This window comes from Rhizobium sp. RU33A (assembly GCF_900156055.1).
Taxonomy (GTDB): Bacteria; Pseudomonadota; Alphaproteobacteria; order Rhizobiales; family Rhizobiaceae; genus Allorhizobium.
The window spans coordinates 63,086-84,955 of the sequence record NZ_FTMQ01000006.1 but is presented as its reverse complement, the minus strand read 5'-3'; the positions used below and the strand labels follow the sequence as shown (position 1 = coordinate 84,955).

Genomic DNA, 21,870 nt, shown 5'->3' with positions numbered 1-21,870 from the left:
GGCGCCTTTTTCTTCTGCAGGACTGTCGTCATGACCCAGAATGCCCACAACGGCGCCATCGATCTTCACGGCGAATGGCGTCTTTCGTCCGCCGACGGCGACCATCAAGCGGCGATCACGCTGCCGGGCGATGTGCATTCGGCGCTGCATGCCGCAGGCCTGATCCCCGATCCCTATTTCGGTCGCAACGAAGAAGTCGTGCAATGGGTTGCCGAGCGCGACTGGGTCATCGAACGTCAGGTCGTCGTGCCCGATATCTCCGGCAGCTGGTATCTCGACATCGACTATCTCGACACGGTCGCCGTCGTCTTCATCAACGATGTGCCGGTGCTGTCAGCCGACAACTGTTTCCGCCGCTATCGCCCCGATGTCAGTCATGCGCTTCAGCCGGGTGAAAACACCATCCGCATCGTCTTCCATTCCAGCATCTCTGCCGGGGCCGAACGCCAGGCCCGCCAGCCCTTCTACATTCCCTATTCGACTGCCAATTCGCCGATCCCCAACGGCAACATGCTGCGCAAGCCGCAATGCCATTTCGGTTGGGACTGGAACATCGCGATTGCGCCCCTCGGCATCTACGGCACGCTGTCGCTGAAAAAGCTCGACCCCGCCCGCATCGAGCATGTGGAGACCGAGCAGGTCCATCACGCCGATGGTCGCGTCGAGCTCAAGGTTACCGCTACCATTCATTCTGTCGAGCCTGCGGTCGTGCCGATGCACTTCACGCTCGATGGAGAACGCGTGCGGCTTGATGTCGGCATTTCTGCTGGCGAAACCAAGATTGTCCATGTCTTCGAAGTGGAAAACCCGCGCCTCTGGTGGCCTGCAGGCTCAGGCGAGCAGGAGCTCTATACGCTGACCGTCGACCTGCCGACGGAGACGATTACCCGTCAGATCGGTCTGCGCACCGTCGAGCTGATCACCGATCCGGATGAAGCCGGCAGCCGCTTCGCGCTCAAGGTCAACGGCCGCGAGATTTTCTGCCGCGGCGCCAACTGGATCCCGGCGGATGCGCTGTTTTCCCGCTCGTCGGAGGAGAAGACGACCGATCTGCTGAACTCGGCCGTCGCCGCGCATATGAACATGATCCGCATCTGGGGCGGTGGCTTCTACGAGGCCGACTGGTTCTACGATCTCTGCGACCGGCTCGGCCTGATGGTTTGGCAGGACTTCATGTTCGCCTGCAATCTCTACCCTTGCACCGAGGACTTCCTCGACAACGTCGCCCACGAGGTCGAATATCAGGTGAAGCGCCTGTCGAGCCACGCCTCCATCGTCATCTGGTGCGGCGACAACGAGCTCGTCGGTGCGCTCACCTGGTTCCCGGAATCCCGCAACAACAGAGACCGTTACCTCGTCGCCTATGACCGCCTCAACCGCGTCATCGAGCAGGGCGTCAAGAAGAGCTTCCCGCAAGGCATCTGGTGGCCGTCGAGCCCGGCCTCCGGCTATCTCGACTATGGCGATGCCTGGCATGCCGACGGCTCCGGCGACATGCATTACTGGTCGGTCTGGCACGAGAACAAGAGCTTCGATAATTACCGAACTGTCAAACCGCGCTTCTGCTCGGAATTCGGCTTCCAGTCCTATACCTCGCTGCCGGTCATCGAGAGCTTTGCCGACAAGGCCGACATGAACATCGCCTCGCCGGTGATCGAGCTGCACCAGAAGAATGCCGGCGGCAATGAGCGGATCGCGGGCACCATGTTCCGCTATTTCCGTTTTCCGAAGGATTTCGCCAATTTCGTCTATCTGAGCCAGATCCAGCAGGGCCTCGCCATCAAGACCGCCGTCGAATACTGGCGCTCGCTGAAACCCCATTGCATGGGCACGGTCTATTGGCAGCTCAACGACACCTGGCCGGTCGCCTCCTGGTCCAGCCTCGATTACGGCGGCAGCTGGAAGGCGATGCATTACATGGTGCGCCGCTTCTTCCAGCCGGTCGCGGTCGCCGCCATTCCGTCCGAAGACGGCACCAGCATCGCGCTTTCGATGGTCAACGACACACTGGATACCGTGACCATCGACGCCAATCTCTTCGTCTTGACGCTCTCCGGCGAGCGCATTCCGCTTAAGTGCGTGCAGTGCGATTGCGGCCCGGATGCCGCCGACATCTTGGTCACGCTCGATTCCAGCGAGATCCCGGCCGACGGCCTTCTCGCCTGGAGCTTCAGTGCTTCCAACGGCATGACCGGGGAGGGGCATTTTATCAACGGCACCTACAAGGCGCTCGATCTAGAGCCGGCACGCCTCAAAGTCTCGGTGTCCCCGACCGGCGACGGTAGCTTCGAGGTCTCCGTCACGTCCCAAGGCCTCGCACTTTTCGTCATGCTCGAAAGCGCAACCCCCGGCCGCTATTCGGACAACGCCTTCGACCTTTCGGCCGGCGAGAGCAGCCGCGTCATCTTCAAACCGGACACACCGCTTGCCGCAGGCACCCTGCCGGCATTCCGCATCTACGATCTCTATAGCTGCCAGTCTGTTGACTGACAGGCGCACAGATAAGGCCCTGGGCGCCCGATCCAGGGAAAAACGAGGAGGAGACTACCCCCATGACCAAACTCGGCTTTCAGCTTTACAGCGCCCGCAACTTCCAGCCCTTCAGCGGCATCTATCCAAAGCTCCAGGCCGCCGGCTACAGTGAAGTCGAGGGGTATGGCGCCCTCTACGCGTCGCTTGCCGATGGCGAACTCGACGCTTTCCGCAAGGAACTCGATGACAATGCCTTGACCATGCCGACCGCCCATTTCGGCCTCGACATGATCGAGAACGATCCGACCCGCGTGATCAAGATCGCCAAGACACTAGGTATCGAAGCGGTCTATTGCCCTTATCTGATGCCCGACCAGCGCCCGACGGATGCGGCGGGCTGGTTCGCCTTCGGCCAGCGCCTGCAGGCCGCCGGCAAGCCGCTGCGCGATGCCGGTCTCGTTTTCGGCTGGCACAATCACGACTTCGAATTCGTAAGCTTACCGGACGGATCGACCCCGCAGGAACAGATCTTCGCCGGCGGACCCGAGCTCGACTGGGAAGCCGATATCGCCTGGGTCATCCGAGGCCATGCCGACCCGTTCGCCTGGATCGAAAGCTACGGCAAGCGCATCAGCGCCGTCCACGTCAAGGACATCGCGCCGGCTGGCGAGAATACGGACGAAGACGGCTGGGCCGATGTTGGCCATGGCGCCGTCGACTGGAAGGGCCTGATCGCGGCGCTGAAGAGCACCCGCGTCAAGCATTTCGTCGTCGAACACGACAATCCCAAGGATATCGACCGACTGATCACCCGCTCGATCGCATCCTTCAAGACCTATTGAACCACTCGCAGCAAGCAGGACATTTCCCATGGCACGCGAACTCGGCGTCGGCATCATTGGATGCGGCAATATCTCCATCACCTACTTTACGCTGGCGCCGCTGTTTCGCGGCCTGAAGGTCGTCGCTTGCGCCGACATCAACATGAGTGCGGCGCAGCTGCGCGCCGAAGAATACGGCGTCAAGGCGCAGACCATTGACGAGCTTCTCGCCAATCCCGAGGTCGATATCGTCGTCAACCTGACGATCCCGGATGCACATTACCCGGTCTCCAAGCGCATCCTCGAAGCCGGCAAACACGTCTATTCGGAAAAGCCGCTGGTACTGTCGCTCGAACAGGGCGAAGACCTGCGTGCCATCGCCAAGGCCAATGGCCTGTCGGTTGGCTGCGCGCCCGATACCTTCCTCGGCGGTGCGCATCAGCTGGCGCGTGCCTATATCGACAAGGGCGGCATCGGCCGCGTCACCTCCGGCACCTGCCATGTCATGAGCCCGGGCATGGAAATGTGGCATCCGAACCCGGACTTCTTCTTTCTGCCGGGCGGCGGACCGATTCTCGACCTCGGCCCTTACTACATCGCCAACCTGATCAACCTGATCGGCCCGGTGAAGCGTGTGGCGGCCCTGACTTCGATGGCCAATGAGACCCGCACCATCACCAGCCAGCCGCGCAATGGCGAGACGATCCCGGTGAAGACCCCCACCAACATCCATGCGCTCTTGGAATTCCAGAATGGTGCCACGATCACCCTGTCCGCCAGCTGGGATGTCTGGAGCCACCGCCACGCCAATACCGAACTCTACGGTACCGAGGGCTCGCTCTATGTGCCGGACCCGAACTTCTTCGGTGGTGTGGTCGAAGCCTCCGGCCGCAACAAGGATATCCAGCCGCTCGAAGCCTGGGATCATCCCTTCGGTCGCAACAACCAGGAAAGCCCGCAAGGTCCGCGCGCCAACTACCGCACGGCCGGTCTTGCCGACATGGCAGTCGCCATCCTCGAAGGCCGCGATGCCCGCTGCTCGCTCGACCGCACCCTGCACGGCGTCGACGTCATGGTGTCGATCCTGAAGTCGGGTGAGACGGGTGAGTTCGTCACCCTGTCGACAACCTGCACCCAACCGGCAGCTCTGGGTATCGAAGAAGCGCAGGCTCTGCTTCGCTAGAACGCCTCCCTAACTCTTCCCCACAAGGGGGAGGGGCTTTTCCGCGCCTGCCTCTGGGATTCTTCTCCGTCTCCGCTAAGTTGCGGCTGGCGGAGAGCAGGAGGCGTCCCCGATCAGTCTCCCCCCCTTGTGGGGGAGATGGCCGGCAGGCCAGAAGGGGTCTTCGCATCCGCCGAGCACATGCATCCGGGAGAGAACCATCCATGACCTACACCCCCGCCGAAAACCGCTATGAGCGGATGACCTATAATCGCTGCGGCAAGAGCGGGCTGAAGCTGCCGGCGATTTCGCTCGGCCTCTGGCACAATTTCGGCAACGACACGCCGCATTCCACCAAGCAGGCGATCTGCCGCAAGGCTTTCGACCTCGGCATCACCCATTTCGACCTCGCCAACAATTACGGCCCGCCGGCAGGCTCCGCGGAAGAAGCTTTCGGCGAAATCCTCAAGACCGATTTTCGCGGATACCGCGACGAGCTGATCATCTCGTCCAAGGCCGGCTACAACATGTGGCCGGGTCCCTACGGCGAGTGGGGCAGCCGCAAATATCTCATCGCTTCCTGCGACCAGAGCCTGAAGCGCATGGGCCTCGACTATGTCGACATCTTCTATTCGCATCGCTTCGATCCCGATACGCCGCTTGAGGAAACATGCGGCGCGCTCGATCACATCGTCCGCTCGGGCAGGGCGCAATATGTCGGCATTTCCTCCTACAATTCGAAGCGCACCCGCGAAGCCCATGACATCCTCAAAAGCTTGGGCACACCGCTTCTCATCCACCAGCCCAGCTACTCGATGATCAACCGTTGGATCGAGGAAGACGGCCTGATCGACACGCTGGAAGATCTTGGCGTCGGCTCGATCGTCTTCTCGCCGCTTGCGCAGGGCATGCTGACCTCGAAATACCTTGATGGTATTCCGGAGGGCACCCGCGCGACGCAGGACAAGTCGCTCGACCCGGGCTTCCTCAACGAGCGCAATCTCGAAAACATCCGGGGCCTCAACAAGATCGCGGAAAAGCGCGGCCAGACGCTGGCGCAGATGGCGCTTTCCTGGGTGCTGCGCGGCGGCCATATCACCACCGCCCTGATCGGCGCGTCGAAGCCTTCTCAGGTGGAGGATTGCGTTAAGGCAATCGAAACGCCCGATTTCACGGCAGAAGAGCTCGCCGAAATCGACGTCTTCGCCAAGGACGCCGACATCAACATTTGGGCAGCGTCTGCCGAACGCAAGGGCCCGCCACGGAAGAAGAAGTAAGTTGGGATAGACACCCTCCCCTTGAGGGGGAGGGTCGGAGCGAAGCTTCGGGGTGGGTTGACGTGCAGGAGTTCGGCTTCACATGAAGGTGTAGAACTCGCGAACATCACCCCCACCCGCCGCTTCGCGGCGACCTCCCCCCTCAAGGCGGAGGTGGGTATCGCGGCTGGCGACTAATCTCCCCCCTGGCGGGGGAGAACGGGATTTCAGCAGCTTAGCGTGAGCTAAGTGCTAGAAATCCCAAGAGAGGGGCTTGTCAGTGAGGCAGCCCCTCTCCTGAAAAATCTAGGGCTTGAGCCTTTGGCTAAGACCCTGATTTTTCTTCCTCTCCCGCAGGGGGAGAGGTAATTGCGGAGGAGAAACCACACGCCATGATCATCAACCCCATCCTGCCCGGCTTCAATCCGGATCCGTCGATCTGCCGCGTGGGCGACGACTACTACATCGCCACCTCCACCTTCGAATGGTTTCCGGGCGTCCAGATCCACCATTCGCGCGATCTCGCGAACTGGGAGCTCGTGACCCGTCCGCTCACCCGCGCCAGCCAGCTCGACATGCGTGGCAATCCTGACAGCTGCGGCGTCTGGGCGCCGTGCCTGTCCTACGCCGATGGCTTGTTCTGGCTCGTCTACACCGACGTGAAGCGCTTCGAGGGCTCCTTCAAGGACGCGCATAATTACATCGTCACGTCCCCCTCCATCGAAGGCCCGTGGTCGGACCCGATCTACGTCAATTCCTCCGGCTTCGACCCGTCACTTTTTCACGATGACGACGGGCGCAAGTGGTTCCTCAACATGCAGTGGAATCACCGCCCCGAGGCGCGCAACACGATCGGCCACGCCAAGTTCGACGGCATCCTTCTCCAGGAATGGGACCCGAAGACGAAGCGGCTCACCGGCCCGATCAAGAACATCTTCGAGGGCAGCAGACAGGGTCTGGTCGAAGGCCCGCATGTCTTCAAGCGCAATGGCTGGTATTACCTGACGACCGCCGAGGGCGGCACTGGCTACGACCATGTCGTGACCATGGCCCGCGCGCGCGCGATCGATGGTCCCTACGAAATGCATCCGAACACGCATCTCATCACCTCGAAAGATGCCCCTGACGCTGTCCTGCAACGCGCCGGTCACGGCCAATATGTCGAAACATCGGATGGTCTGTGCTATCACACCCATCTCTGCGGGCGTCCCATGCCGCCCAAGCGTCGCTGCACGCTCGGCCGCGAAACGGGCCTGCAGAAATGCGTCTGGAAGGAAGACGGTTGGCTCTATCTCGAACAGGGCGGCGTCGTACCATCCGTCGAGGTTCCGGCGCCCAGTGGTGCGGTGAAGCGCAAGGAGCCGGTCGAGATCGTCAGCGCCTTCGACAGCCCGGACTTACCTAGGGAATTCCAGTGGCTGCGCACGCCGCAGCCGGAGCGTCTCTTCAGCCTGACTGAACGGGCAGGGCGTTTGCGCCTCTATGGCCGCGAAAGCATCGGCTCCTGGTTCGAACAGTCGCTCATCGCCCGCCGCCAGGAGCATCACCGCTTCCGCGTCGAAACGCGGCTGGAGTTCTCGCCCGAAACCTATCAGCAGGTCGCGGGTCTGACCCACTACTACAATCGCACCAAGTTCCATGCGCTCGGGGTCTCTACGGACGAGAAGCTCGGCCGCTCGCTGATCATCCTGTCGTGCCCCGGCGATTATCCCTCCGGCAATCTCACTTTCCCCATCGGCATGGGCCAGTCGATCCCCGATGGCGCGATCGATCTTGCCATGGACGTCACCGACAGCGATCTGCAATTCTTCTGGCGCCCGGCGGGCGAGGGTACATGGCAGTCCATTGGCCCAGTGCTCGATGCCGGCGTCGTCTCCGACGAAGGCGGCTTCGGCGAACACGGCTCCTTCACCGGCGCCTTCGCCGGCATGTTCTGCTTCGACATCACGGGCCAGGGCCGACCGGCGGACTTCGAGCGGTTCGTCTATCGTCGGGGGTGAGGGCGCGCGCGCTGGCATAGCCGGTCGTCATCCTCGGCCTTGTGCCGAGGATCTGCTCACGTCTCCATCAATCAGACGGCAGCGGATGCTCGGGACAGACCCGAGCACGACCGCATCTGGTCGGGCGTTTAGTTGTCACCGGCTCAGGACGATGGCCACCATCAACAGAGAGAGCGGACTGGTAACGCCGAAGAGAATGAACCCAGCCACCGTGACCAATCCCCATGTGAGCCAGAATGGGCGATAACGTCCATTGCGGAAGCCGCAATAACTCACGAACAGATTTGCAACCCACAGAGCGAGCGCCACACCGTTCGAGGCTATGCCAAGTCTCGGCAATAGGAAGGCTATCGCGGCCAGGCCTGCTGCCGTCAGAAGCAAATGTCTGTTCTGCATCATGCCTGTTGCGCTATTCTCCGAGGTTAGACCACAGGTTCTGCTCACCCCAACCTTTCCGCATGCCACTTCAAATGATCCTCCATGAAGGTCGAGATGAAGTAGTAGGAGTGGTCATAGCGCTCATGCATCCTGAGCGTCAGGCCGATATCCGTGCCCTTGACGGCCTCCTCGAACTTCCAGGGCGCAAGGCCCGTCTCGAGAAAACTGTCGGCCTTGCCCTGATCGATGAGAAATTCCGGGAAGTGGGCGCCGTCTTCAACCAATGCGCAGGCGTCGTATTCCCGCCACTTCGCCTTGTCAGTGCCGAGATATTTCTCGAAGGCATCCTGGGTCCAGTCGGCGGTCAGCGGATTGACGATCGGGGCGAAGGCCGAGCAGCTTTTGAAGCGCTCCGGGTTCTTCAGCGCAATCGTCATCGCGCCATGGCCGCCCATAGAATGGCCAAAAATGCCCTGGCGGTCCATGTTGGCGCGGAACTGTTCGGCGATCAGCGCCGGCAGTTCCTCCGTGATGTAGGTGTACATCTGGAAGTGCTCGGCCCAGGGCGTTTCGGTGGCATTCAGATACATGCCCGCACCCTTGCCCATCTTCCAATTGGTGAGTTCGTCGGGCACGTCGTTGCCGCGCGGGCTGGTGTCCGGGCAGACGATGATGAGGCCAAGCTCGGCTGCCATGCGCCGGTATTCACCTTTTTCCATGACGTTGGCGTGGCTGCAGGTCAGCCCTGAGAGGTACCAGAGAACGGGCCGCCTTTCGGCGATCGCCTGGGGCGGGACGAAAACGGCAAAGGTCATTTCCGTGCCGGTCACGTCCGACTGATGCGAGAAAACGCCCTGCATGCCGCCGAAAGCGGTGTTCTGGGAGAGGATGTTCATGGGGATCTGTCCTTATTCAGGGCCCTTTCGGGGCTCATTTCTTCACCCGACGGCAAAGCCGGTCGAGCGTTTCGAGGAAGGCGGATCGGTCGCGGGGCGAAAAGGCGGCGTTGTAGCCCTTGCTCTCACCGGTTTCGCGCAAATGGGCGCCAAGGTCGCGCATCGCCGTCGCCATGCCGATATTGGCCGTGTCGAAGATCCGTCCTGTCGGTCCGGTCACCAGCGCACCTGCGGCCACACAGCGACCGGCCAGCGGCACGTCGGCTGTCACAACGATGTCACCTTCGCCGCAACGCTCGGCAATCCAGTCGTCGGCCGCATCGAAGGCGCCGGACACGATGACATTCTTGACCATTGGATCGCGCGAGGGGCGCAAGCCCGAATTCGCAACAAAGGTGACGGGCAGATCATGCCGCTCGGCGACCTTCAGGATCTCCGGCTTCACCGGACAGGCATCGGCATCGACATAGATTTCGGGCATCGGCTATCCTTTCCGCAGCATATCCACATGCGGGATGCCATCCTCCAGATACTCCTCCGAGATCACCTCAAATCCCAGCGATCCGTAAAACTTCTGCAAATGGCTCTGCGCGGAGATCTCGATCGGCTCACCAGGATGGCGTTTTTCGACCTCTGAAATCGCCTCGCGCATCAGCGCTTCGCCCAGCCGCTTGCCGCGATGATCAGGAGAGACCGCGACGCGGCCGATGCGCGGATGGTGCTCCGCCGAGGGCCGCCAAAGCCGCGCGCAGGCGAGCAGCTCTTCGCCATCGAGCAGCCGCAGATGCAGGCAGTCCTTGTCGTTGCCGTCAAGCTCTGGATAAGAGCAGTGCTGCTCGACGACGAAAACGTCGACGCGCAGCTTCAGCATGTCGTAGAGATCGGCGGCGGAGAACTCGTCGAGCCTCCGCACGTCGACAGTGTAAGCCACAGACATCAATAGACCACGACGCCGCGGATCGATTCGCCCTTGTGCATCAGCTCAAAGCCCTTGTTGATGTCTTCGAGCGGCATGGTGTGGGTGATCATCGGGTCGATCTGGATCTTGCCTTCCATGTACCAGTCGACGATCTTCGGCACGTCGGTGCGGCCGCGCGCGCCGCCAAAGGCGGTGCCCATCCAGTTGCGACCGGTGACCAGCTGGAAGGGACGCGTCGAGATTTCCTGGCCGGCGCCGGCGACGCCGATGATGACGGATTTGCCCCAGCCGCGATGCGAGCTTTCGAGCGCCTGGCGCATCACCTTGGTGTTGCCGGTGCAGTCGAAGGTGTAGTCGGCGCCGCCGATCAGATCGTTGCCGCGCTTGGTCATGTTGACGAGATAGGGCACGATATCGTCGCCGACTTCCTTCGGATTGACGAAATGCGTCATGCCGAATTTTTCGCCCCATTCCTTACGGTCCGGGTTGATGTCGACGCCGATGATCATGTCTGCACCGGCAAGGCGCAGGCCCTGCAGCACGTTCAAACCAATGCCGCCGAGACCGAAGACGATCGCAGTCGAGCCGATTTCGACCTTGGCGGTGTTGATGACGGCGCCGATGCCGGTCGTGACACCGCAGCCGATGTAGCAGATCTTGTCGAAGGGGGCGTCCGGGTTGACCTTGGCGACCGCAATCTCCGGCAGAACCGTGAAGTTCGAGAAGGTCGAGCAGCCCATGTAGTGATGGATCTTGTCCTTGCCGATCGAGAAGCGGCTCGTGCCGTCAGGCATCACGCCCTGGCCCTGAGTGGCGCGGATCGAGGTGCAGAGATTGGTCTTGCGCGAGGTGCAGGAATAGCATTCGCGGCATTCCGGCGTGTAGAGCGGAATGACATGGTCACCCTTCTTCACCGAGGTCACGCCCGGGCCGACATCAACCACGATGCCTGCACCTTCATGGCCGAGAATGGCCGGGAAGAGACCTTCCGGATCGGCGCCAGAGAGCGTGAAATCGTCGGTGTGACAGATCCCGGTGGCCTTGACTTCGATCAGCACTTCGCCGGCGCGCGGGCCTTCGAGTTGAACGGTCATGACCTCAAGCGGCTTTCCAGCCTGCACGGCGACGGCGGCGCGAACATCCATGGTTTTTCTCCTGACAAATCGTTGGTGGCGACTTTGGCATGCCTTCGCCATCCGGCTCAAGGGCTGAGCCGGATTTTCTCAAAAGTCTGATTCTTATCGTCTATTCGGCGGTGAGCACGGGGAAATGCGGGGCTGCATCTGGCCGCAGTTTACCCGTCTGTCTGGGATCTTCAAAAATCTCGACCATACGTTTGTAAGGCTTGAAGCCGGAGCGTTGGTAAAAGGCGAGTGCGGCCGGATGGTCGAGATGGCAGGTGTGAACCCAGAAGCGTGAAATCGGCTTTTCCCAGGCCGTGTCGATCGCGACATTCATCAGGATACGCCCGGCGCCGGATCCAAACAGGCTCTGGTCGAGACCGAAAAAGGCGAGTTCGCATTGCCCGCCTTCGCGGAAGTCGAGTTCCAGCAGTCCGAGCTTTTCGCCGTTCCGCATCAGCGCATAGATTTCAACAGCCGGATCTTCGATGATGACCCTCAGCTTCTCGTCATCCATCACGGCGCGCGAGACCCAAAGCCAGTCCTCTCCGACGCGTCGGTAGAGCGCGCGGTAATCCGCAAGCGCTGGCGCGTTCCAGCGCTCGACCGTTAGCCCATCGGACGGCGGATTGGGTCGAGGTGCCGGTCTTGTCGTCATTTCCAGGCAGGTGACGATCGTCGCGAGCATGTTCGGCGCGACATTGTGATAGCCGGCGGGGAGGGGCTTTTGTTCGGTATCCATGCGGTCTCTTGGAGCCCGAGGCTCGTTGCATGTCAAGCGGTTGGGCGACGTCCTGTTCAGGCAAACAGCCTGTCGCAGGCATAGATCACCGCGTATACGTGGATGGCGAGCGCGGCATAGTAGCCGAAGCCGGTCATCAGACGTTCCGGACCGTTCATCGGCACCAGGGCCTCGCGCGGCTTGGCCGATTTGGTCCTGATCATGCCGAGCAGGGTGAAAAGTGCCACGCCGATCGTCAGTGCTGGTGCTGAAAGGCCGATTCTCCAGCCAGTCCAGGCGACTACGCCGGTGACCAGAAAACTGGTGAGCGCGAGGACGCGTGGCGCTTGAAACACCTGTCGCAGCACCTGGCCGCCGTCGAAGCGGTAGGTCGGAAGAAGGTTGAGAAGATTGAAGGCGCCGAGAATCACCAGAAAGACCAGGATCGGGCCATCCATCGTCATCGAATGGGAAATGTCCCCCGCCGATTGATGGGCAGCGACAAGGATCGGGACAAGCAGCGCCGAGAAGCCGGCCCCCATCAGGGCGCAGGTTGCGACCTCGAAATGGGTATTGTAGGGCCGGCCGCCGATCGCTACGCCGCCCAGCAGCGGCACGAACAGCATGCGTGTCGTCGTGTGCCCGAAGGCACGATAGGCCACCATGTGGCCGAGTTCATGCAGCAGGATGACGAGGGTCAGGAACACCGAGATCATCAGGCCCTGTGCGGTCAGGCCAAAAAATGGCCAGAGCAGAACGGTCGAGAGCAGCACGAGCACGGTTTGCCAGAGCGGGTGTTCGAAATGCAGAAGGCTCGACGCCGGACTCTCCTCCACATGGTTTTGCAGCGCGGAGAGTTCGCGGGCGAGGGCTATGCGCCGGAACAGATAAAACGCAAGTCCGCGATAATTGTCCGTCTGCTCGAATGTCACCCGGCTGCCCAGCGGTGCCCGTTCGACCTTGCGGCTTTCGCGATAGCCTTCCCAGAAGGTGTGATCGAGCGTTGAGTCATTGACCACCCTCAGTTCGCAGGAGAAGCAGCCGGCAGCCGTCATCGCGGTGCGATCGACGATCATGGTTCGTCTGCTGGGATGGCCATGGCGATCGCTTTGCCGATAGGCGAATTCCACCAGGTCGGGTTTGCCATCGACCGGTTCGACGGCAATGACGTTGGGATGCCAGGAGGTTTGATCGCCCGCGGGGCGGGTGATGTTCCACAGCTCTTCGGGGCGCTCGCGGATGATCCGGCTCACCCGGATTGTCCGCCGCCCAAGCGGTGCGGCCATCAGGAGCCAGAGCAGGCCGAGATTGAAGGCGGCCAGAAACACTGCGGCCTGATACGTCGCCAAGAAGCTCTCCCGATACTGCGGATGGATGCTCCAAGCCTAGGCGAGAACCCTTAGAATCTCGTGAGTGAATTCGTTAAAATGCTTCCCAGATGCGGGTCTTTCAGGTGGCGTCCGAGACGATCCGTGCCGGCGTGACCCGTCTCTGTTCGCGCCAGAGAATGAAGAGACCCGATCCGACGATGATCAGGATGCCGAGCCATTTGGACGGTGTCGGGAACTCGTCAAACAGCAGGTAACCCAGGGCAACGGCGGCGATGATCTCGAAATACTGGAAGGGCGCGAGCACGGATAGCGTCGCCATACGAAAGGCGCTGACCACGAGGAGATGGATGTAGCCGGATATCGCGCCGAGCAGGACGAGCAGGACGAGGCCAAGCCATGAGGTCGGCAGCGACATCTCGAAGTCGACGCCTTCGGCAGCGGTGCCGAGCAACAGGGCGCCCCCCATGAAAATCGTGCCACCGATCCCGGCCATGGTCTGCATGCTCATCGGCGTATCGGCCTCGCCGATCGCCCGGTTCAGGAACATGTAGAGCGCATAGAGAAACGCGCATGCGACCGGCAACAGGGCCGTCATGCCAAAAACTTCGTAGCTCGGCTGGATGACGATCATCGCACCGCCAAAGCCGACCGCGATCGCCAGCCAGCGGCGCCAGCCGACCTTCTCCTTGAGGAAGATGGCCGACATGGCCGTCAGAATGAAGGGCTCGACGAAGTAGATGGCAAAGACATCGGCGAGCGGCATGTATTTGACCGCCATGAAGAACATCAGGCTCGCGGCGCCATGGATCGCGCCGCGCAGCAGGTTCATCCACGGGCGTTTCGCCGAAAAGGCTGCCAGACCGTTGAGGGCGATCAGAACCGGCAGGACGGAGGCCAGCTGGAAGAAAAAGCGGTAGAAGGTTACCTGCCCTGGTGACATGCCTTCGACCGTCGCCATGTATTTGGCAATTGCATCCATCACCGGCAGCACGAGCATGCAGCCCGCCATGAGGACCATGCCGCGAAAGGGACTGGAAGGCGTGGCGCTCATTGTCGGGACTCACCGGAGGAATTCTTGGCTGAGAGAACAAGCATGAGGCGTGCTCCATGATCAAGCAAAGAAAGTGCGGAACAAAAACGCGCTTGCTGCGTTTATGAGGCGTTTGTACGCATCCCCAGGATGTCGCCACGTGACGGGTTTTCACCTGTTGGTGGCGCCTGCGGAAAGATGCAGGATCATCATGTCGTCTAATGTAGCGATGTGAGATCGAGGTAGAAAGGACCGTCGCCCTCCGGGTCGACGTATCCTCACGGTCAGGAGAAGTCGCATGCCCGCACGTAAGGTCTATCCCCGGATGACGGATTCGAGCGACGATACGCTTGGGGGACGCCTGTCGGCTGCACGCGACGCTTCTGGCCTGTCACTTGCCGATGTCGCAAACCGCATAGGGGTGAAACGCGACAGTCTCTTGGCCTGGGAAGCGGATCGTGCCGAGCCGAGACCGTCAAACCTGATCGATCTCGCCGGCATTCTCGGTGTTTCGCCGATGTGGCTGATGACCGGCGTCGGCTCAGGCCCCATTCAGGAGACCGGCGATCTGCCGCTCGAAGCGCTCAAGCTCGATCTTCAGCGCCTGACCGAGGCGCATCTCGAATGTGGCCGGCTGATCGAGAAGATTGCCCGACAGATCGAGACCTACGAGGAACGGCACGAAAGTCGCCGCGATTCCGGCGATCTAGACGGCCCGGTGATGGGACGCGCCTGAGGTCTCAGCCTTCGTTTACCGTAGGCCCGAAGACGTCTTCGAATGCTTCGCGCAGGCGCATGTCGACGTCTGCCATCATCACCGGCAGCCCGAGATCGACGAGGCTCGTCACACCATAGGCGGAGATGCCGCAGGGCACGATCCCGGTGAAATGTGAGAGATCGGGATCGACATTGATCGACAGGCCGTGAAAACTCACCCAGCGGCGCAGGCGGATGCCGAGCGCTGCGATCTTGTCCTCGCTCATCGTACCATCGGGCAGAACAGGCTTTTCCGGCCGACGCACCCAGACGCCGACGCGGTCCTCGCGGCGCTCGCCTTTGACGTTCATGCTGTCGAGCGTACGGATCACCACTTCTTCGAGGGCCGCCACATAGGCGCGGACATCCTGGCGCCGGCGCTTCAGGTCGAGCATCACATAGGCCACCCGCTGGCCCGGACCGTGATAGGTGTATTCGCCGCCGCGACCGGTCGCGAAAACCGGGAATCGTTCGGGCTCGATCAGGTCCTTCGAATCAGCACTGGTGCCGGCCGTATAAAGGGGAGGGTGCTCCACCAGCCATACCAGCTCGTCGGCCTTTCCTTCGGCAATCAGAGCGACCTGATGCTCCATTTCGGCAACCGCTTCCTCATAACCGACGAGCCCGTCCGAGACTCGCCAACGCACGGCAGGTGAGCCTTCACGAGGGTGCATGGCATGGTCGAGATCTGTGCGAAGCATGAAAATTGCCTTGGGCTGTGGATTGGCGAAAAGCCTTGTTTTCCCTGTATTTGGCAAGAAAAGCCCCGGAGTTCAAGGGCGCCGGCCTCCCCCATGCAGGGGGCTTATCCACCGGCCGTGACGAATTTTCAAAAATCTGTCACGGCGGGCTTGTGGACCCCCAAGGCTTTTGCTACATGCAGCCCCGCCGGAGCAATTCGGCGCCTACCACGATGCGGTCGTGGCGGAATTGGTAGACGCGCAGCGTTGAGGTCGCTGTGGGGCAACCCGTGGAAGTTCGAGTCTTCTCGACCGCACCAAAAAAGAACCCGGCCTTCGAGCCGGGTTTTTTGTTGCAGATTTTTCAATGACTTCTCAGTCGGCATCACTTGGAATGTGGCTGTCGACGCCGAGCGTGGTGATGAAGTTCTTCACGTCGCTCACGCCCTTCACGCCCAGTACCTTCAACTCGACCATCCGGCGCTCCTCCGCCGTATCGACCGACCCGCGCAGCGTCACGACATGGCCGTCCACGTGGATGTCGAGACCGGCCAAAATGGTGTCATCAAGACCTTCAAGCGCGGTCGTGATATCGGATTCGAGCTGGTCATCGTCTTCCCGGCCATCCGTGGTCGGCAGTACCGGTGTGGCGACTTCGGGCTCGAAGCCATCGGCGTTGACCGCGTCGATCCGAAAACCTTCGTTGCGGTCACGGTCGAAGTTTGCGCCGGTTTCGCCATAGCCGCGATTCTCGACCGGTGTCGCCGTCGCGCCCGCGCCATCGGCATAGGGCCAGCCTTCGCCGATATTGCGCTGGTCGTAATCGCGATAATCGTCTTCGCGGGAAAATTCGGTCTTGCGGTCGTCCTTGGCCATGGGAGGGCTCCTTGTTCATCTCGTCTGACGGAGATAACGCCCGGCCGGTGGCTTTGTTCGATGGCGTCAGCGCGTCGCCTTTTCCCATTTCTTCAACAGCCGCTCGCGCTTCAGTCGCGAGAGCTTCATGATCCAGAAGATGCCATCCAGCTGGTCGATCTCGTGCTGCATGCAGATCGCGGCAAAACCCTGCATCTCCTCCTCGACCACGGTCCCGTCCAGGGTCTGGTAGCGGATCCTGACGGCCTTGGGTCGCGTGACCTCGTCGGTCATGCCCGGCATGGAGACACTGCCTTCGGTATGGGTCATCATCTCATCGGAGGCCCAGAGGATTTCCGGGTTCACATAGTCGCGCCGTCCGCCGATTTCCGGGATGTCGATCACCGTCAGTCTAAGGAGAACGCCGCAATGGGGTGCGGTTATGCCAACACCGGGGGCTGCCTTCATCGTCTCGTAGAGGTCGTCGGCGAGTGTGGCGAGGTCAGCTCCGAAGTCGTTGACGGGCTCGGCGGTCGCCTTCAGGGCGGGGTCGGGATAGCGGCGGATGGTCAGGCGGGTCACGAAAAGCTCATGTCTTCAGTTATGATGTGATCGTCGGCTGTGGCGATCCGGCCACGCTAGCAGGCTCACCGCCGCTTTGCACTGACAACAGGAGATTTCCGCTATCTGCTTGTTGACTTGAGGGTTTTTGCGGCCATTCTCCGGGGCGTCGAGGCATGGTGTCGCGTATGAGAGGTTGGGATGACAGAGAACGAAGACGAATTTGTCAACCGTCCCGCGGCCGAAGAAAGCCACGACGACATCTATGACGACGAGGGATCTGTCCGTCACGACTTCTTGACCTTGGTCGGCGCGGCGATCGCCGAGCGTGACGTGCTGTTTCTCCGGCAAAATGTCGCGCGATTGCACGAATCGGAACTCGGCGACCTGATCGAGGCGATCCAGCCCGACCAGCGTCTGGCCATGATCCACCTGCTCGGCGACGACTTCGACATGACGGCGCTGACCGAGGTCGATGAAACGATCCGCATGCAGATCGTCGACCAGATGCCGAACGAGCAGATTGCCGCGGCGATCGGCGATCTCGATTCGGACGACGCCGTCTATATTCTCGAAGATCTTGACGACGAGGACCGCGAGGAGATCCTTGCCCAGCTGCCGTTTACGGAACGGGTGCGGCTGCGTCGCGCGCTTGACTATCCCGAAAGCTCGGCCGGCCGGCGCATGCAGACCGAATTCGTCGCCGTCCCGCCCTTCTGGACGGTGGGCCAGACGATCGACTACATGCGCGACGAGGAGGACCTGCCCGAAAGCTTCACGCAGATCTTCGTCATCGATCCGACCTTCAAGCTGCTCGGTGCGGTCAATCTCGATGCGATCCTGCGCACCAAGCGCGGTGTGAAGATCGAGACCATCATGCATGCCACCAACCACCCGATCCCGGCCGAGATGGACCAGGAAGAGGCGGCCCAACTCTTCGAACAATACGACCTTTTATCTGCCGCCGTCGTCGACGAGAACGAGCGTCTGGTCGGCGTGCTCACGATCGACGACGTGGTCGACGTCATCCAGGAAGAGGCGGAAGAGGATCTGCTGCGCCTCGGCGGCGTTGGCGACGAAGAGTTGTCCGACAGCATTGCCGAAACGTCTCGCTCGCGCGTGCCTTGGCTTGCGGTCAATCTGGTGACCGCCTTCATGGCGGCCTCGGTCATCTCCCTGTTCGAGGCGACCATCCAGGAAATCGTCGCACTCGCCGTCCTCATGCCGATCGTCGCCGGCATGGGCGGCAATGCCGGCTCGCAGACGATGACGGTGACGGTGCGGGCGCTTGCGACCCGCAATCTCGATATCCACAACGCCTTCCGCGTCGTGCGCCGCGAGGCCGGCGTCGGGCTTTTGAACGGTCTGATCTTCGGCGTTTCGATCGGTGCGGTGGCGGGTTTCTGGTTTCAGGACCCCAATATCGGCGTCATCATTGCCACGGCGATGCTCATCAACATGATGGCGGCCGCCATCGCCGGGATCCTCATTCCTATGTCGCTTGATCGGTTTGGTGCGGATCCGGCAGTCGCCTCAGCAGTCTTTGTCACAACCGTGACCGACATTACCGGCTTCTTCGCCTTTCTGGGGCTCGCGAGCTGGTGGTTCATGTGACCGGCGACACAGGCAAGACCGCATAATCGCGCGAGAGGCGGTCAGGGCAATGCCGAAAAATTGACTTGTACGTAAAAGTCAATATCATGGTCATCCCTACAGGATCGGATGACCGTGAAGAAATACTATAGCATAACAGAGCTCACGCGAGAATTCGGTGTGTCAACGCGCACCCTGCGTTTCTACGAGGACGAGGGCCTGCTGCATCCGGAACGTCGGGGCCGGACGCGCCTCTACCGTGCCGCTGACCGTCGTTTCCTGCAGGAGATCCTGCGCGGTCGCCGTATCGGCTTCACGATCGCCGAAATCCGCGAAATCGTTCACGTCTACAAGGAGCCGCCGGGCGAAATCGGGCAGCTCAAGCTGATGATGAAGAAGATCGACGAGAAGCGCGACGAACTTCGGCAGAAGCGCCGCGATATCGACGAGACGCTTTCGGAACTCGATCAGGCCGAAGAAGCCTGTCTCACCCGCCTGGTGGAAATCGGCGTCGGGACCTGATCCCGGGCCGGCAATCGCCCCGAATCAGATCCAGCGCCGCGTGCGCTTGCGGTAGCTTTCGTAATCATAGCCGAAACGGGCTTCGAGATGGCGTTCCTCGCTGGGGATCGCCAGGATCCGTGTCGCCAAAAGCGCCAAGAATGCCGCGATGAAGAACCAGGCATTGCCGGTGATGAAGCCGAGCGCCACCGTAAACAGCGTATAGGCGAGATAGATCGGATTGCGGCTGAACCGAAACGGACCGCAGGTCACGAGATGGCGCGCACAGCCGGTATCGAATGCGGGTGTCTGTCGCTCCATCAGGGTGCGCACCGCCCAGATGTCGAGGGTGACGGCGAAGAGGCCGATGCTGAAGCCGATCGACGGCAGAAGGTAGGGAAGCGGCGAGGGGACCGGCGCCAGGGCTGTGAACCTGCCGGCCATGATCGCGCCGATGATGGCCGCCAGATAAAGCACTGGTGGCCATGGATATCGCAGAGGCTTCGCGCGGTAGGCATTCATTGGAGAATTCCCCCTTACGGCGCTGGCTGACTCCTGATGGTGCATTCCTCGGCCAGCGTCTGGATGCGTGCAGTCTGCTCGTACAAGTTTGCGCCAGACTGGAGAGGATCGAGGAGGTTCTCCGCCTGCAGGCGTTCCAGCGTGCAACTGCAGAAGCGCTCGCAGAGGCCCGCATCGTTGCCCTGCTGTGCACAACTCGCCTCGCAGCTCTGAGTATAGGAGGCGACCGGATCCAGTGCGGGCGCCGGTATGACGAAGCTCGCCAGATAGAGCCCGGCGATCAGCACCGGTTGGTGCAGCAGATAGACGGTCAGCGAGTGGCGTCCGCCCCAGCGCAGCCATCTCGGACCCGCTGGCAGTCGGTCGATCCAGCCGAGACGATTGCGATCGACCAGAAACCGTGCCGTGGCGATGCCGGTCAGCAGTGCTCCGATCCACGGCAGGAGCGGCACATAGTCATTGGAGCGGGGCAGGGTCTCCGAGATCCCGAGGAACCAGAACCAGGGCGAATCGAAGGCCGAAGAGCGCAGCAATTCTGGCAGGGCGAATGCCACCGCGGCAGCAAGCAGTGTCAAAATCGGCGGCACCCGGAGGAACAGAAGGCCGATCAGGCTCGAAAGCGCGATGGCATGCAGAATGCCGAAGAAGATCCAGCTGTCGGGCGTGAACCAGTAGGTGGCAATGGAAATGGCGGCCGCTGCGACGACGATCACGCCGAGACGCCGCAGGAAGGGTTGAAGTCTGAGCTTTGGATAATGCGCCAGCACGAGGCTGAAGCCCGCCAGGAATAGAAAGCTCGACGCGATCATGCGGGCGTAGAGACGCAGGAACCCTTGAGTGGATGTCCCGGGCGCGAGGTAACCGAAGAATTCCAGGTCCCAGCTGAAGTGATAGGTCGCCATGGCGATCAGGGCGAGCCCGCGCGCCGCATCGAGCGCCAAAAGGCGCGGTCGGGTCGCAACGGTTCGGGGCACGGTCGGATCTGCCACTTGCTCTTCCTTAAGCTCTTCGACGGCGGACCTCGCCATCGTCACCATGGTTCGGCGGGGTCGGCACCAAAGACGGCGAATTCAAGGCCTCGACCGCCGATGCCTGCCGTCACCTATCGCTCGTATTGAGGAGGCAAGGCGCGCCTCGGAGAAAAACTGGCGGCGCAGCAGCACGATGAAGACGAGTACCGTGGCGATCATGAAGACCCAGGGGCTGACGAACCAGCCGAGATAGCCGATCGAATAGAAGATCGCTCTCAGGCCCATGTTGAAATGGCTGGCAGCGATGATGTTCATGCGAATCGTTCGCTCGGCGGTTTGCATCGCCCGCTCAGGATCCTTCGCCGCTTCGTCCGCCATCGGGATCGCACCGAAGAGGATGGTGCAGTAGTTGAACAGGCGATAGGACCAGCCAAACTTGAAGAAGGAATAGGCAAACAGGGCGATCAGGCCGCAGACCTTCAGCTCGAAGATCGCGCGCCCGCCCTGCACGATGTAGGGGATGTCCTTCAATATGGCATCGACCTGCTCCGTCGCGCCGAGAAGCGCGAAGCAGCCACCGATCGCGAAGATCGTCGTGGAGGCAAAGAAGGCTGTGCCGTTCTGCAATCCGCCCATGATCTGCGTGTCGATCATCTTCAGATCACGCTTCATCGAGTTCAGGATCCATTCGCGTCGGCGCTCGGCCATGGCTTTGGTGAGGCTCGTTCTCGACAGGATCTGCTGGTCGCCGGTGATGCGGGCATAAGCGAGCCAGAGCAGCAGAAAGAGCGTCATGGCGCAGTAGTCGACAACGGTCATATCGAGCGAATCCCAAGGGCAAGTTCGGTTGGCGCATTATCCCGCCGATCGGTTCATCCACAACGGAAATTAACCACGCGAAAGATATTGGCCCGAATTGGGGCAGGGCGGTCGTGGTTTTGAAACACGCTTCAAGCAGCTATCTCATTGAAATTTCGACAATCCATGCAGGCCACGCATGCCTGCTTCCCATCTGGAGCCTTCCTTTTGCCATTTTTGCAGTTGCGAACCCGCTCCGATTTTAATAGATCAGGCGTCAGAAAGCGGTCGGGGGACGGCTTTCCCTGTGAATGTGATCTCACTCGGAGTTTTCATGGAAGGTAGTTTCCATAAGTCGTGCTGGGGTGTTACATTTCGTGCCTTGATGGGTTTCGCCGGCTTCATGTGCCTGGCTTACCTTTTTGGGTCGATCTGACACCCGCCACAGACGATTGATCAAACAGCGCGGTCCTCACGGCCGCGCTGTTTGCGTTTCTGCAGCTCCGATCCCATATCTCGTCATGTC

The 21,870-nt window shown here is 61.0% G+C and carries 22 protein-coding genes and 1 tRNA gene; 9 read left to right on the top strand and 14 right to left on the bottom strand.

The genetic code is table 11. The annotated features are described in order from the left end of the window. Positions 1 to 30 precede the first annotated feature (30 nt). The 5 genes from BW978_RS19410 (at position 31) to BW978_RS19390 (ending at position 7,711) form a co-directional block, all read left to right on the top strand. Positions 31 to 2,490, top strand: a complete 2,460-nt coding sequence (locus BW978_RS19410) for a beta-mannosidase (protein ID WP_076397488.1) — start codon at positions 31 to 33, stop codon at positions 2,488 to 2,490. A 62-nt stretch (positions 2,491 to 2,552) separates the two neighbouring features. Then, on the top strand, positions 2,553 to 3,314 hold the full coding sequence (locus BW978_RS19405; RefSeq protein ID WP_076397487.1) for a sugar phosphate isomerase/epimerase family protein: 762 nt from the start codon (positions 2,553 to 2,555) through the stop codon (positions 3,312 to 3,314). Between the two features lie 28 nt (positions 3,315 to 3,342). After that, a complete protein-coding gene (locus BW978_RS19400; RefSeq protein ID WP_076397486.1) occupies positions 3,343 to 4,476 on the top strand; it encodes a Gfo/Idh/MocA family protein in 1,134 nt (377 codons plus the stop codon). A 203-nt stretch (positions 4,477 to 4,679) separates the two neighbouring features. Beyond that, the gene (gene mgrA / locus BW978_RS19395; RefSeq protein ID WP_076397485.1) at positions 4,680 to 5,732 is read left to right on the top strand and encodes an L-glyceraldehyde 3-phosphate reductase; all 1,053 of its coding nucleotides are present in this window, start codon (positions 4,680 to 4,682) and stop codon (positions 5,730 to 5,732) included. A 371-nt stretch (positions 5,733 to 6,103) separates the two neighbouring features. Continuing rightward, on the top strand, positions 6,104 to 7,711 hold the full coding sequence (locus tag BW978_RS19390; protein ID WP_076397484.1) for a glycoside hydrolase family 43 protein: 1,608 nt from the start codon (positions 6,104 to 6,106) through the stop codon (positions 7,709 to 7,711). 135 nt (positions 7,712 to 7,846) lie between these two features. Here the strand turns inward: BW978_RS19390 and BW978_RS19385 are convergent, their stop codons facing one another. The 8 genes from BW978_RS19385 to BW978_RS19350 form a co-directional block, all read right to left on the bottom strand. Then, positions 7,847 to 8,110 carry a hypothetical protein gene (locus BW978_RS19385; RefSeq protein ID WP_076397483.1) on the bottom strand — a complete coding sequence of 88 codons (264 nt, stop codon included), beginning with the start codon at positions 8,108 to 8,110 and terminating at the stop codon, positions 7,847 to 7,849. A 41-nt stretch (positions 8,111 to 8,151) separates the two neighbouring features. Beyond that, positions 8,152 to 8,985, bottom strand: coding sequence for an S-formylglutathione hydrolase (gene fghA / locus BW978_RS19380; RefSeq protein WP_076397482.1), 834 nt, complete (start codon positions 8,983 to 8,985; stop codon positions 8,152 to 8,154). 34 nt (positions 8,986 to 9,019) lie between these two features. Further along, a complete protein-coding gene (locus BW978_RS19375; protein WP_076397481.1) occupies positions 9,020 to 9,466 on the bottom strand; it encodes a YaiI/YqxD family protein in 447 nt (148 codons plus the stop codon). A gap of 3 nt (positions 9,467 to 9,469) precedes the next feature. Continuing rightward, positions 9,470 to 9,922 carry a GNAT family N-acetyltransferase gene (locus BW978_RS19370; protein WP_244552015.1) on the bottom strand — a complete coding sequence of 151 codons (453 nt, stop codon included), beginning with the start codon at positions 9,920 to 9,922 and terminating at the stop codon, positions 9,470 to 9,472. Further along, positions 9,922 to 11,049 carry an S-(hydroxymethyl)glutathione dehydrogenase/class III alcohol dehydrogenase gene (locus tag BW978_RS19365; protein WP_076397479.1) on the bottom strand — a complete coding sequence of 376 codons (1,128 nt, stop codon included), beginning with the start codon at positions 11,047 to 11,049 and terminating at the stop codon, positions 9,922 to 9,924. Before BW978_RS19365 ends, BW978_RS19370 begins: the two co-directional genes overlap by 1 nt. Before the next feature lie 100 nt (positions 11,050 to 11,149). Further along, positions 11,150 to 11,767, bottom strand: coding sequence for a GNAT family N-acetyltransferase (locus BW978_RS19360; protein ID WP_076397478.1), 618 nt, complete (start codon positions 11,765 to 11,767; stop codon positions 11,150 to 11,152). Positions 11,768 to 11,823: 56 nt separating this feature from the next. Beyond that, the gene (locus tag BW978_RS19355; protein ID WP_076397477.1) at positions 11,824 to 13,095 is read right to left on the bottom strand and encodes a zinc metalloprotease; all 1,272 of its coding nucleotides are present in this window, start codon (positions 13,093 to 13,095) and stop codon (positions 11,824 to 11,826) included. 100 nt (positions 13,096 to 13,195) lie between these two features. After that, positions 13,196 to 14,128: a DMT family transporter gene (locus BW978_RS19350; RefSeq protein ID WP_076397476.1), complete on the bottom strand. Its 933-nt coding sequence runs from the start codon at positions 14,126 to 14,128 to the stop codon at positions 13,196 to 13,198. Between the two features lie 277 nt (positions 14,129 to 14,405). Between BW978_RS19350 and BW978_RS19345 the strand changes: the two genes are divergently transcribed. Next, positions 14,406 to 14,843 (top strand): helix-turn-helix domain-containing protein, encoded by a 438-nt coding sequence (locus tag BW978_RS19345; protein ID WP_076397475.1) that lies wholly within the window; start codon positions 14,406 to 14,408, stop codon positions 14,841 to 14,843. A 4-nt stretch (positions 14,844 to 14,847) separates the two neighbouring features. Here BW978_RS19345 and lipB read toward each other — a convergent pair whose 3' ends face one another. Continuing rightward, entirely contained in the window at positions 14,848 to 15,564 is a 717-nt protein-coding gene (lipB, locus tag BW978_RS19340; protein WP_076397474.1) for a lipoyl(octanoyl) transferase LipB, read from the bottom strand. 214 nt (positions 15,565 to 15,778) lie between these two features. On the opposite strand from lipB, the gene BW978_RS19335 reads away from it, so the two are divergent. Next, positions 15,779 to 15,863 (top strand) — tRNA-Leu (locus tag BW978_RS19335). 55 nt (positions 15,864 to 15,918) lie between these two features. Here the strand turns inward: BW978_RS19335 and BW978_RS19330 are convergent. Both BW978_RS19330 and BW978_RS19325 read right to left on the bottom strand, forming a co-directional pair. Next, complete coding sequence (locus BW978_RS19330; RefSeq protein WP_076397473.1) at positions 15,919 to 16,419, bottom strand: BON domain-containing protein; 501 nt, start codon at positions 16,417 to 16,419, stop codon at positions 15,919 to 15,921. 66 nt (positions 16,420 to 16,485) lie between these two features. Next, positions 16,486 to 16,980, bottom strand: coding sequence for a peptide deformylase (locus BW978_RS19325; protein ID WP_139330607.1), 495 nt, complete (start codon positions 16,978 to 16,980; stop codon positions 16,486 to 16,488). 180 nt (positions 16,981 to 17,160) lie between these two features. Here BW978_RS19325 and mgtE point away from each other — a divergent pair, with 180 nt between their 5' ends. Beyond that, positions 17,161 to 18,573, top strand: coding sequence for a magnesium transporter (gene mgtE, locus BW978_RS19320; RefSeq protein WP_076397472.1), 1,413 nt, complete (start codon positions 17,161 to 17,163; stop codon positions 18,571 to 18,573). 108 nt (positions 18,574 to 18,681) lie between these two features. Continuing rightward, positions 18,682 to 19,074, top strand: a complete 393-nt coding sequence (locus tag BW978_RS19315) for a MerR family transcriptional regulator (RefSeq protein ID WP_054149681.1) — start codon at positions 18,682 to 18,684, stop codon at positions 19,072 to 19,074. A 24-nt stretch (positions 19,075 to 19,098) separates the two neighbouring features. Here the strand turns inward: BW978_RS19315 and BW978_RS19310 are convergent, their stop codons facing one another. The 3 genes from BW978_RS19310 to BW978_RS19300 form a co-directional block, all read right to left on the bottom strand. After that, complete coding sequence (locus BW978_RS19310) at positions 19,099 to 19,575, bottom strand: methyltransferase family protein (protein WP_076397471.1); 477 nt, start codon at positions 19,573 to 19,575, stop codon at positions 19,099 to 19,101. 14 nt (positions 19,576 to 19,589) lie between these two features. Then, positions 19,590 to 20,564, bottom strand: coding sequence for a heparan-alpha-glucosaminide N-acetyltransferase (locus tag BW978_RS19305; protein WP_076397470.1), 975 nt, complete (start codon positions 20,562 to 20,564; stop codon positions 19,590 to 19,592). 81 nt (positions 20,565 to 20,645) lie between these two features. After that, positions 20,646 to 21,365 (bottom strand): DUF599 domain-containing protein, encoded by a 720-nt coding sequence (locus BW978_RS19300; protein ID WP_076397469.1) that lies wholly within the window; start codon positions 21,363 to 21,365, stop codon positions 20,646 to 20,648. Positions 21,366 to 21,870: the final 505 nt, after the last annotated feature.